The 11,922-nt window shown below is 65.0% G+C and carries 9 protein-coding genes; all 9 read left to right on the top strand.

Going from position 1 to position 11,922, the window contains the following annotated elements; all coding sequences use genetic code 11:
- On the top strand, positions 1-1,197 hold the full coding sequence (gene carA, locus QMG25_RS08980) for a glutamine-hydrolyzing carbamoyl-phosphate synthase small subunit (RefSeq protein ID WP_283459422.1): 1,197 nt from the start codon (positions 1-3) through the stop codon (positions 1,195-1,197).
- Positions 1,197-4,505 carry a carbamoyl-phosphate synthase large subunit gene (carB, locus tag QMG25_RS08985; protein ID WP_283459424.1) on the top strand — a complete coding sequence of 1,103 codons (3,309 nt, stop codon included), beginning with the start codon at positions 1,197-1,199 and terminating at the stop codon, positions 4,503-4,505. Before carA ends, carB begins: the two co-directional genes overlap by 1 nt.
- Positions 4,498-5,403, top strand: coding sequence for an orotidine-5'-phosphate decarboxylase (gene pyrF, locus QMG25_RS08990; RefSeq protein ID WP_502866372.1), 906 nt, complete (start codon positions 4,498-4,500; stop codon positions 5,401-5,403). The genes carB and pyrF overlap by 8 nt, the downstream gene beginning before the upstream one ends.
- Before the next feature lie 112 nt (positions 5,404-5,515).
- The gene (gene mihF / locus QMG25_RS08995) at positions 5,516-5,836 is read left to right on the top strand and encodes an integration host factor, actinobacterial type (protein ID WP_283459429.1); all 321 of its coding nucleotides are present in this window, start codon (positions 5,516-5,518) and stop codon (positions 5,834-5,836) included.
- Between the two features lie 56 nt (positions 5,837-5,892).
- A complete protein-coding gene (gene gmk / locus QMG25_RS09000; RefSeq protein WP_283459680.1) occupies positions 5,893-6,507 on the top strand; it encodes a guanylate kinase in 615 nt (204 codons plus the stop codon).
- A 34-nt stretch (positions 6,508-6,541) separates the two neighbouring features.
- Complete coding sequence (rpoZ, locus tag QMG25_RS09005; RefSeq protein ID WP_283459431.1) at positions 6,542-6,799, top strand: DNA-directed RNA polymerase subunit omega; 258 nt, start codon at positions 6,542-6,544, stop codon at positions 6,797-6,799.
- Positions 6,800-6,827: 28 nt separating this feature from the next.
- On the top strand, positions 6,828-8,282 hold the full coding sequence (locus QMG25_RS09010) for a bifunctional phosphopantothenoylcysteine decarboxylase/phosphopantothenate synthase (protein WP_283459682.1): 1,455 nt from the start codon (positions 6,828-6,830) through the stop codon (positions 8,280-8,282).
- A gap of 69 nt (positions 8,283-8,351) precedes the next feature.
- Positions 8,352-9,554, top strand: a complete 1,203-nt coding sequence (gene metK / locus QMG25_RS09015) for a methionine adenosyltransferase (protein ID WP_283459433.1) — start codon at positions 8,352-8,354, stop codon at positions 9,552-9,554.
- A 186-nt stretch (positions 9,555-9,740) separates the two neighbouring features.
- Positions 9,741-11,843, top strand: coding sequence for a primosomal protein N' (locus QMG25_RS09020; protein WP_283459435.1), 2,103 nt, complete (start codon positions 9,741-9,743; stop codon positions 11,841-11,843).
- Positions 11,844-11,922 lie beyond the last annotated feature (79 nt).

Below are 11,922 nucleotides of genomic sequence, written 5' to 3' on the forward strand. Positions count from 1 at the left end.
ATGAGTGAAACAACCATGCCTGCACAGGCACTTTTAGTCTTGGAAGACGGCCGCACTTTCCGTGGCAGCAGCTACGGGGCACAGGGCACGGCCCTGGGCGAAGCGGTCTTCACCACCGGCATGACCGGATACCAGGAAACCCTGACCGACCCCTCCTACGCCCGTCAGCTGATCGTGCAGACTGCCCCGCACATCGGCAACACCGGCGTGAACAAGGCCGACAACGAGTCCGCCCGCATCTGGGCCGCCGGCTATATTGTCCGCGATGCCGCCCGCCGCCCGTCCAACTGGCGCAGCGAGGGAACGCTCGACGACGAGCTTTCTTCCCAGGGCGTCGTCGGCATCCAGGGTCTAGACACCCGCGCCATCACCCGGCACCTGCGCGAACGCGGCTCCATGAAGGCCGGCATCTTCTCCGGCGCCGACGCCGCCCGCCCCGAAGCGGAGCTGCTCGCCGACGTCGTTGCCCAGCCTGCCATGGCCGGGCTGCGCCTGGCCGAGGAAGTCAGCTGCAAGGAGGCCTACGTCGTGGAACCTGCCGAGCACGGCTGGACGGGGGAGACCCTGTTCAACATCGTGGCCCTCGACCTGGGCATGAAGGCGATGACCCCGGCCCGATTCGCCGAGCGCGGCGTGCGCCTGCACGTCCTGCCAGCCACCGCCACGTTTGAAGAGGCCCAAGCGCTGAACCCCGACGGCGTGTTTATTTCCAACGGCCCGGGCGACCCCGCCACGGCCGACCGCCAGGTCGGATTCGTGCGCAGCTTCCTTGAAGCCGGCGTGCCCTACTTCGGCATCTGCTTCGGGAACCAGATCCTGGGACGGGCCCTGGGCTTTGGCACCTACAAGCTGCGCTACGGGCACCGCGGCATGAACCAGCCGGTCCTTGACCGCAGCACCGGCAAGGTGGAAATCACCAGCCAGAACCACGGCTTCGCCGTCGACGCGCCCCTTGACGGGCCCACCCAGGCACCGGAAGATCGCTTCGGCAGGGTCAAGGTCAGCCACATCAGCCTCAACGACCAAGTGGTTGAAGGCCTCTCCTGCATGGACGTCCCCGCCTTCTCGGTGCAATACCACCCCGAAGCCGCGGCCGGCCCGCATGACGCCGCCTACCTGTTCGACAGGTTCATCAACCTCATGACCGAGTACAAGACCGCACAGAGCCAAACCACACAGAGCCAGGAAAACAAGTAATGCCAAAAAGGGAAGATCTTAAGTCAGTTTTGGTCATTGGCTCCGGCCCGATCGTGATTGGACAGGCCGCCGAGTTCGACTACTCCGGCACCCAGGCGCTGCGTGTTTTGAAGGAGGAGGGCCTGCGGGTCATCCTCGTCAACTCCAACCCCGCCACCATCATGACCGACCCCGAGTTCGCCGACGCCACCTACGTTGAGCCCATCACCCCCGAGGTGGTGGAGAAGATCATCGCCAAGGAACGTCCCGACGCACTCCTGCCCACCCTGGGCGGTCAGACGGCCCTGAACACGGCCATCGCCTTGGACAAGAACGGCGTGCTGGAAAAGTACAAGGTTGAGTTGATCGGCGCCAACATCGCCGCGATCGAACTCGGCGAGGACCGCGAAAAGTTCAAGGGCGTCGTGGAGCGTTGCGGTGCCGAGTCGGCACGCAGCCACATCATCCACACCCTGGCTGAGGCATTCGTCGCTGCTGAGGACCTCGGCTACCCGATGGTGGTGCGCCCCTCCTTCACCATGGGCGGGCTCGGCTCCGGACTGGCCTACAGCCCGTCGGACCTGGAACGCATTGTGGGCCAGGGCCTGCAGTACAGCCCCACCACCGAGGTTTTGCTCGAAGAGTCCATCCTTGGCTGGAAGGAATACGAGCTGGAAATGATGCGGGACAAGAACGACAATGTCGTGGTTGTCTGCTCCATCGAAAACTTTGACCCGGTGGGCGTCCACACCGGCGACTCCATCACCGTGGCTCCGGCCATGACCCTGACGGACCGCGAGTACCAGAACCTGCGCGACATCTCCATCGCCATCATCCGCGAAGTTGGCGTCGATACCGGTGGTTGCAACATTCAGTTCGCCATTGAGCCGGACACGGGCCGCGTCGTCGTCATTGAGATGAACCCGCGTGTTTCACGCTCCTCGGCACTGGCCTCGAAGGCCACCGGCTTCGCCATCGCCAAGATTGCCACCAAGCTGTCCCTGGGCTACACGCTGGATGAAATCCCCAACGACATCACCCAGAAGACCCCGGCCTCCTTCGAACCGGCACTGGATTACGTGGTGGTCAAGGTTCCGCGCTTCGCCTTCGAGAAGTTCCCGGCGGCGGACCCCACCCTCACCACCACCATGAAGAGTGTTGGCGAGGCCATGTCCATGGGCCGCAACTTCACCGAAGCGCTGCAGAAGGCGCTGCGTTCACTGGAGCAAAAGGGTGCCAGCCTTGAATTCAGCAGCGTCAACGAACTCGACGTGCCTGAGCTCATCGAATCCTCCAAGCGCCCCACCACCGAGCGCCTGTCCCAGGTCCAGCGTGCACTCCTGGGCGGTGCCACGATTGAGCAGCTGTACGAGGCAACAGGCATCGACCCCTGGTTCCTTGACCAGCTGGTGCTGCTCAACGAGGTCTCGGCAACCATCCGCCAGTCCACCGCGCTGACCCCGGAAATGCTGAAGCTGGCCAAGCGCCACGGCTTCTCCGACGCCCAGATCGGCGCGTTGACTTTCAACTCCGAGGCTGTGGTGCGCGGCGTCCGCCAAGCGCTGAACATCCGTCCCGTGTACAAGACGGTCGACACCTGTGCGGCCGAGTTTGCCGCCTACACCCCGTACCACTACTCCTCCTACGACGAGGAAGACGAGCTTGCGCTGCACGAAAAGCCGTCGGTCATCATCCTCGGCTCAGGACCGAACCGCATTGGCCAGGGCATCGAATTTGACTACTCCTGTGTCCACGCCTCGATGGCGCTGCGCAAGGCCGGCTACGAGACCGTCATGGTCAACTGCAACCCGGAAACCGTCTCCACCGACTACGACGTCTCCACGCGCCTGTACTTTGAGCCGCTGACCCTTGAGGACGTCTTGGAGATCATCGCCGCCGAAGAGCGCACCGGCGGTGTCATGGGCGTGTTTGTCCAACTCGGCGGCCAGACACCGCTGAAGCTGGCTGCGGAACTGGCCGACGCCGGTGTGCCCATCTTGGGCACGTCCCCGGAAGCCATCGACCTGGCCGAGCACCGCGGCATGTTTGCCCGCGTCTTGGACGAGGCGGGGCTCATCGCCCCGAAGAACGGCACGGCCGTCTCCTTCAACGACGCCAAGACGATCGCCGACGAGATCGGATACCCCGTGCTGGTCCGCCCCTCCTATGTGTTGGGTGGCCGCGGCATGGAGATCGTCTATGACGAAGCGCACCTCTCGCGCTACATCACCAACGCCACGGAGATCACCGAGGCCCACCCGGTGCTGATTGACCGCTTCCTGGAAGACGCCATCGAAATCGACGTCGACGCACTCTTCGACGGCAAGGACATGTACCTTGGCGGCATCATGGAGCACATCGAGGAAGCCGGCATCCACTCCGGCGACTCTGCCTGCGTGCTTCCCCCCATCACCTTGGGTCAGGACGTGCAGGACCGGGTCAAGGCCGCCACGCGCGCCATTGCCGAAGGCGTGGGCGTCAGGGGCCTGATCAACATCCAGTTCGCCCTGGCCGCAGACATCCTGTACGTGCTTGAAGCGAACCCGCGTGCCTCCCGCACAGTGCCTTTTGTCTCCAAGGCAACCGGCGTGCAGATGGCCAAGGCGGCGGCGCTGATTGGAGTGGGCGTGTCCATCGCCCACCTGCGCAGCGTCCACCACATCCTGCCGGAACAGGGCGACGGCGGAAACCTGCCCGACAACGCCCCTGTTGCCGTGAAGGAAGCAGTGCTGCCCTTCAACCGATTCCGCACTCCGGAAGGCCACGTGGTCGATTCCCTGCTCGGGCCGGAAATGCGCTCCACCGGCGAGGTCATGGGCATCGACAAGCACTTCGACACGGCCTTTGCCAAGAGCCAGGCAGCAGCCAACAACGCCCTGCCGGTCTCCGGCACCGTGTTCGTTTCGGTGGCCAACCGCGATAAGCGCTCCATCATCATGGCCGTCAAGCGCCTGGTAGACCTCGACTACACGATCGTCGCCACCAGCGGCACCGCCGATGTGCTGCGCCGCAACGGCATTGCCTCCACCACGGTGCGCAAGATCAGCCAGGAAGGCACGGGCCAGGACGAGCGGAGCGTCGTGGACTTGATCAATGACGGGGAGATCGCCATGATCTTCAACACCCCGTCAGGCGGCCAGGCCCGCGGCGACGGCTACGAAATCCGTGCAGCGGCAGTTTCAAACGGCAAGCCCTGCATCACCACGGTGGCCGAGTTCAACGTGGCAGTCCAGGCCATGGAGGCACTGCGCTCCTACGAATGGGACGTCACCAGCCTGCAGGAACACGCCGTCGTCCTGGCAGCGGGACTGGCAGCGCAGAATGCCTAACCCGCACGACGCCGGACGGCGGGCCCCCGGTCGCGAGGGCCCCACTGCGAGCTTGCGAGCAGAGGGAGCGACTAGGGGATTTGGCGTCCGCCTCGCCGCCGCCATGCTTGCCCGCGGACCGCTGTGTGTGGGGATCGACCCGCACCCGGCACTGCTGGCGGGGTGGGGGCTGGCGGACTCGGTGCAGGGCCTGCGCACGTTCTCGCAGACCGTGCTGGAGGCCGTTGCACCCTTGGCGGCCGCCATCAAGCCGCAGGTGGCGCTGTATGAGCGCCACGGCTCGGCCGGCATGGCGGCGCTGGAGGAATTGCTGGCAGCGGCCGCGGAGGCCGGGGTGCTGACCATTGCCGACGCCAAGCGTGGGGACATTGGCTCCACCATGGCCGGCTATGCCGATGCGTGGTTGCGGGACGGTTCGGCATTGGCTGCGGATTCAGTGACGCTGAGCCCCTACCTGGGCTTTGAATCGTTGCGTCCCGCCCTTGACCTGGCGGCCGCCAATGGCAGGGGAGTGTTTGTGCTGGCCCTGACGTCCAACCCGGAAGGCGCCTCCGTACAGCATGTGGGCGGCGCCGATTCGGTCGCCAAGCGCATTGTGCAGGCAGCTGCCGTCGAAAACCAGCGTTGGGCCTCTGTAACTTTGGGCTCGGTGGGGCTGGTGGTCGGTGCCACGGTGGGTGACGCGCTGAAGGAACTCGGCATCGACCTGGCAGCCGTCCACGGTCCGCTGCTGGCGCCGGGCCTGGGTGCACAGGGCGCCACGGGTGCCGACATGCGGGCCACCTTTGGTGCCGCCTATCCGGGTGTGCTGGCCACCTCCAGCCGCGGCATCCTGGCCGCCGGGCCCGGGGTGGCAGAGCTGCGGGCCGCAACGACGGCGACACTGCAGAGGTTGTAGTTGGTGCGAGCTGCTTGGGACAGATTGATTTGCTTCCCCGGTGCGGATAGGTTCGAATGATTAGCGAGTAAATGACCCGCACCGGGGACAGCCATCAGCAGGGAGCTTTTACGTGAATTTGCCGCATCTGTCCCATGAAGAACGCGCGGAGGCACGCATCAAGGCCATGGCGGCCAGGGCCTTGCGGTCCCAGGCCAAGCAGGATCTCAAAACAGGGCAAACCACCGTTGCTGCGGTGCTTGCCGCGGCTCCCGGTGAAGCTGCCCTGGACAGACTCAAAGTGTGTGAATTACTCGAAGCCCTCCCGGGCATAGGAAAGGTACGTGCAACTGTGATCATGAGCGAGCTGGGGATAGCCCCAACGCGCAGGGTGCGTGGCTTGGGCGTGCACCAGCGCCGGGCCCTGGTGGACTACCTGGGGCGGAAGCGGTGAGCGGAGTTTCCGTACCCGCGGAAAACGTGCCCGTGGAAAATGTGCCGGCAGACAGTGTGCCCACAGACAATGTCCCGACGGAAAACACCGCCCGCACCAAGCCCCGCAGCGGGGTGACGGTGTTGGCCGGACCCACCGCCGTCGGCAAGGGGACTGTCTCCACGTTTATTCGCGACAATTACCCGGATGTGTGGCTTTCGGTGTCGGCCACCACACGCCAGGCCCGGCCCGGGGAAGATGAAGGAATTCATTACTTCTTCAAGTCCGCCGACGAATTTGATTCCCTGGTGGCCGACGGCGACTTGCTTGAGTGGGCCGTGGTCCACGGCGTCAACCGCTACGGCACGTTGCGCAGCACCGTGGAGGCTGCCGTGGCAGCCGGCAAGTCCGTGTTGCTGGAGATTGACTTGCAGGGCGCCCGGCAGGTCAAATCGGCCATGCCGGAAGCCGACTTTGTGTTTCTGGCACCGCCCACATGGGAGGAATTGGTCCGCAGATTGGTGGGACGCGGCACGGAAAGCGCCGAGGAACAGCACCGACGCCTGGAAACAGCTAAACTGGAACTTGCTGCTGCCACGGAGTTTGATTACGTCATTGTCAATGACCAAGTCAGCCGTGCAGCAGCGGCGCTGGTTGACTTGATGGGGCTCACGCCCCACCACCTTGATTAAACCGCAAGACCCTTTACGAATTTTGGAGAAGCAATTGACAACACAACCCGAAGGCATCATCAATCCCCCCATCGATTCGCTGCTTAAAGCTGCCGATTCGAAGTACGGATTGGTCATCTTTGGTGCAAAGCGCGCGCGCCAGATCAACGCCTACTACGCACAGCTCCACGAGGGCCTGTTTGAGTACGTCGGCCCGCTGGTGGACACGAAGCTGAACGAGAAGTCGCTTTCCATCGCCTTCCGTGAAATCGACGAGGGCCTGCTGGTCTCCGCCCCCATCGAAGCCGCCTAACCAGCGTTTTTCGCAGGGGATGAATGTGCTGAACATTGTTTTGGGTGTGGGCGGCGGCATCGCCGCCTACAAGTCCGCCTTGCTGCTGCGCCTCTTCACGGAGGCCGGCCACAAGGTCACTGTCATCCCCACGGAGGCGTCGAAGCGCTTTGTGGGCGTCGCCACGTGGGAGGCCCTCAGCGGCCGCCCCGCCACGAACGACGTCTTTGACGCCGTCGAGTCCGTCAACCACGTCAGGATTGGCCAGGAGGCCGACCTGATCGTGGTGGCTCCGGCCACCGCCGATCTGCTGGCGAAAGCTGCCGGCGGGCACGCCAACGACCTGCTGACCACCACTTTGCTGATGGCGCGCGGGCCGGTGTTGTTCGCCCCTGCCATGCACACCGAAATGTGGCAGCACGCGGCCACGGCAGCCAACGTTGCCACCCTGCGCGCCCGCGGCATCCATGTGCTGGACCCGGCCGTGGGTCGATTGACGGGTGCCGACACAGGACCCGGCCGGCTGCCCGAGCCGGAGGAGATCTTTGCCGCCGCCATGGCGCTTGTCCCGGCCGCGGGCCCTGCACTGGGTGAGCCCGCAGTTCTGGATCCCGACGCTCTTGAGCCTGGCGCTCTTGAACCCGGCACAGACAGACAGGACATGTTGCAGCACGACGCCGGAATCCCGGCCGCCGCTGTCGCCCCGGAACTTCCAGCCGACACTGCACCGGCTCCTTCAGTGGGCCCGGGACCCGATGCTGTGGCGGCACCAGCAGCCGCCCTTTCACTCGCTCCCGCCGGCGGAACTGGTCCGTTGTCCGGGCGGCAGGTACTCATCACTGCCGGGGGCACCCGCGAACCCCTGGACCCGGTGCGTTACTTGGGCAACAAGTCCTCCGGCAAGCAGGGAGTGGCACTGGCCGAGGCCGCCCTGGCCGCCGGTGCCACAGTGACACTGATCCACGCGCCCCTTGACGTGCCCGTCCCTGCCGGGGTGAAGCTGCAACCCATTGAGACGGCCCGTGAACTGCGGGCCGCCGCACTGGCGGCGGCAGCCACGGCCGACGTCGTCGTCATGGCGGCCGCCGTGGCCGACTTTCGTCCGGCAAGCCTTTCCACGGGCAAGATCAAAAAACGCGACAACGTCCCCGACCCCGTCATCGAACTGGTGCGCAACCCCGACATCCTGGTGGAATTGGTGGCCCACCGGGCCGCCCAAAACCAGCGGCAGCTCATTGTTGGATTCGCGGCCGAGACCGGCGACGAACAGGGTGATGCGCACAGCTATGGGCGGCAAAAGCTTGTCCGCAAGGGCTGTGACCTGCTGGTGGTCAATGAAGTGGGACCGGGGGAGTCCGGAGCCGAGCGGGTCTTTGGACAGGACAACAACCAGGTGGAAATCTTGGCCCTTGACGGCGCCAGCCCCGTGCAAACCGGCGGCAGCAAGCGCGAGGTGGCCGACGCCGTCGTGCATCTGATTGCCCAACGGCTGGCCAACGGCTGACCCTGCCCAGTGTGACCATCCATGTCTGCCGTCGCCGGTGGGCAGCACAACGACAAGTAAAGTAGACACGTGACTTCACTAAACCCCTTGCGCCTTTTTACCTCCGAATCAGTGACAGCCGGCCACCCGGACAAAATTTGCGACCAGATCAGCGACGCCATTTTGGATGCGCTGCTGGCCGAAGACCCCAATTCACGGGTCGCTGTGGAGACCATGGCCACCACAGGGCTGGTGCACGTGGCGGGCGAGGTCACCACGAACGCGTACGTGGAAATTCCGCAGATCGTCCGCAACACCATTTTGGACATTGGCTACGATTCCTCCGCCAACGGATTCGACGGTGCACGCTGTGGTGTCTCTGTCTCGATCGGCCAGCAGTCCCAGGACATTTCCGACGGCGTCTTCAACTCCCTGGAGGTCCGTGAAGGCACGGCCGTCGACGACGACGACACGCAGGGTGCAGGGGACCAGGGGCTCATGTTTGGCTACGCCAGCAATGAGACCGCCTCCTACATGCCCACCCCCATTTACTTGGCCCACAGGCTCTCGGAACGGCTCACCTCGGTCCGCAAGTCGGGGTTGCTTGAGTACCTGCGCCCGGACGGAAAAACCCAGGTGACCATTGGCTACGACGGTGATGTTCCGGTCTCCGTGGACACCGTGGTCATTTCCAGCCAGCACGCGGAGGGCACCAGCCTGGACCGGCTGCGCGCAGACCTGCAGGAATTCGTCATTGCCCCTGTCATGGAGGCCTCCGGACTGGATATCACCGCTGTCAAGACACACCTGAACCCGGCGGGGCCTTTCGTGGTGGGCGGTCCCGTGGGCGACGCCGGCTTGACGGGGCGCAAGATCATCGTGGACACCTACGGCGGCATGGCCCGCCACGGTGGTGGTGCCTTTTCCGGCAAGGACCCGTCAAAGGTGGACCGCTCGGCCGCGTACGCCATGCGCTGGGTCGCCAAGAACGTGGTTGCCGCCGGCCTTGCCGCCCGGGCCGAAGTCCAGGTTGGCTACGCCATTGGCATGGCCCGCCCGGTGGGTGTGTATGTGGAGACCTTCGGCACCGAGACAGTCGACCCGCGCCGCATCGAAGCCGCCATTGCCGCCGTGTTTGACCTGCGCCCCAGCCCCATCATTCGGGCGCTTGACCTCAAGCGGCCCATCTACGCCAAGACGGCGGCCCACGGCCACTTTGGCCGCGACGATCCGGACTTCACCTGGGAAAACCTTGACCGCGTGGATGAGTTGAAGGCGTTCTTCAACGCTTAAACCTTCCGGTTTTTCGTTTTCCCCAACACCTTCATCCACAGCCAAGCACAGCCCGCCGACATCTTTGTCAGGGGGCTGTGCTTAGCTTGTTTTAGGCCCCCGCAACGGGCCCGCCGCCCAGGGCATGCAAAGGCGCCGATTGCACGCCCGGACAAGTCGACCGCATGCCAAGACAAGGAGTACGCCATGGATGAGGATTCCAGCCAGGGTGTGCAACTGAGCCTGCTGAGCGGCTTTGTGGCCAAGGAACGGGTTGCCGATCCGCACAGCGGGGTGGTGCTGGCTGCGGAACTGCCGGTGGCCCAAGTCGTCATTGATTCGCCGCTGCCGCACCTTGACAGGATCTTCGACTACTCCGTGCCCAAGGAGCTCGACGCCGAGGCCCAGCCTGGTGTGCGGGTGCGGGTGAAGTTCTCCGGCCAAGACCTCAACGGCTTTTTGGTGGCGCGGGTTGCCGAATCCCAAAGCGAACGTTTGGTGCCGCTGGGGCGTGTCTATTCAGCTGTTCCGGTGCTGGCCCCGGCGGTGTTGGAGCTAGCCCGAAAAGTGGCCGCGAGGTACAGCGGAACCGTGGCGGACGTGTTGCGCGTCGCCGTGCCGCCACGGGTCGCCAGTTTGGAGAAGGTGTTCCTGCGCAGGGCCGATTCAACTGCTCCCGTCCCGCATGAGCCAACGCCACATCTGGAGTCTTCGCCGTTTGCCGATTACGACCATGCCGAGGACTTCCTGACCCGGCTGGCCATGGGAGAAGCACCCAAGGCCGTTTTGGGCTCCCTGGCCGGCTTTGGCGTGCACTCCTGGCACCACCAACTGGCCCAGGCAGTGGCGTCCTGCCAGATCTCGGGCCGCGGTGCCATTGTGGTGGTACCCGACCTGCGCGACCTTGAGCTGCTGGAGCACGCCTTCGCCACCGTGTTGGAGGAAGGAACTTTTCTGAAGCTGACCGCCGACGACGGCCCGAGCCTGCGCTATGCCAACTTCCTGAAGGTCCTGTCCGGGGACGTGAAAATTGTCATCGGCACCCGGTCTGCGGCCTACGCCCCCGTGGCGGATCTGGGCCTTGTGTGCTGCTGGGACGACGGCGACGAGCTGCACGTTGAGCGCCGCGCCCCCTACCAGCACAGCCGTGACGTGTTGTTGCTGCGCTCGGAAATCCAGGACACGGCAGTGCTCATGGCAGGCCACTCCCGCAGCAGCCAATCCCAACGCCTGGTGGCCACGGGGTGGGCACAGGAGCTGGTGGCCGCCCGTCCCGCCGTTCGTAAATCCACGGCAAGGGTCATCAGCACCTCGGACTCCTATGAGATGGAACGCGACCCGGCCGCTGCCATGGCGCGCCTGCCGCACAGGGCCTGGGAAAGCGCCAAGGCTGCCGTCAAGTTTGGCCCCGTCCTGGTCCAAGTGGCCCGCACGGGCTACGCACCGGCGCTAGCGTGCCAGCGCTGCCGCGAAGTGGCCCGCTGCAGGCACTGCACGGGCCCCCTGATGCAGGCCCGGTCGGCTGGGTCCACCTCCATCATGGTCACCTGCAAGTGGTGCGGGGTGGCCGAGACAGCCTTTAGCTGCAGCAACTGCGGATTCCACGAGCTGCGGGCCATCTCCGTCGGTGCTTTGCGCACTGCCGAGGAACTGGGGAGGGCTTTCCCTTCGGTGCCCGTCATCTCCTCTTCCGGGGAACACATCAAGACCACGGTGCCTGACAAGCCGGCCATTGTGGTGGCCACCATCGGTGCGGAGCCCGTGGCAGCGCGCGGTTATGCGGCAGCGCTTCTCCTCGACGGGGACTCCATGCTCCGCCGTGAAACGTTGCGGGCGGGGGAGGAAACGCTGCGACGCTGGATGAATGCGGCGGCCCTCGTGCGCCCGGCCAAGGACGGCGGCGTGGTGGTGGTCACCGCAGAGGAGTCCACGGAAGTTGCCGCACTGGTTCGCTGGGATCCGGCCGGCTACGCCGAACGGGAGTTCATGCTGCACCGTGAATTGCAGCTGCCCCCGGCCGTCAGGCTCGCAGCCCTCACGGGACGCGAAGCCGATGTGGAGGCATTTGTGGCCGCCCTGGAACTGCCTGAAGGGGTCAGGGTGGTTGGTCCGGCCCCGTTGCCGCGGGCCTACCTCGCGGCGCCCTCGGCGGAAGAGGAAGAAGCCCCGGACTACCGCACACTTGTCTTCTTCCCCTACTCGGAAGCTGCCGGGATCACCGCCGCCATGCGGTCCCTGAAAGCCTCCAATGCAGCCCGCCGGGTGGGCAAGCCAGTGCAGGTTCGCTGTGACGGCCTGGACGTGCTCTAACCTGGCGATGCTGGTGGGTTGTCCGCCTGCGCGTCGGAGGAGCCGCAACTCAGTGTCCAGCAACTGCGTGCGCGGGCAG

Source organism: Arthrobacter sp. H35-D1, assembly GCF_030063185.1.
Classification (GTDB): Bacteria; Actinomycetota; Actinomycetes; order Actinomycetales; family Micrococcaceae; genus Specibacter.

Coding starts and splice junctions, on each gene's coding strand:
- carB (WP_283459424.1), top strand. CDS start 1,197: ATGCCAAAAAGGGAAGATCTTAAGTCAGTTTTGGTCATTGGCTCCGGC.
- pyrF (WP_502866372.1), top strand. CDS start 4,498: ATGCCTAACCCGCACGACGCCGGACGGCGGGCCCCCGGTCGCGAGGGC.
- QMG25_RS09020 (WP_283459435.1), top strand. CDS start 9,741: ATGGATGAGGATTCCAGCCAGGGTGTGCAACTGAGCCTGCTGAGCGGC.
- carA (WP_283459422.1), top strand. CDS start 1: ATGAGTGAAACAACCATGCCTGCACAGGCACTTTTAGTCTTGGAAGAC.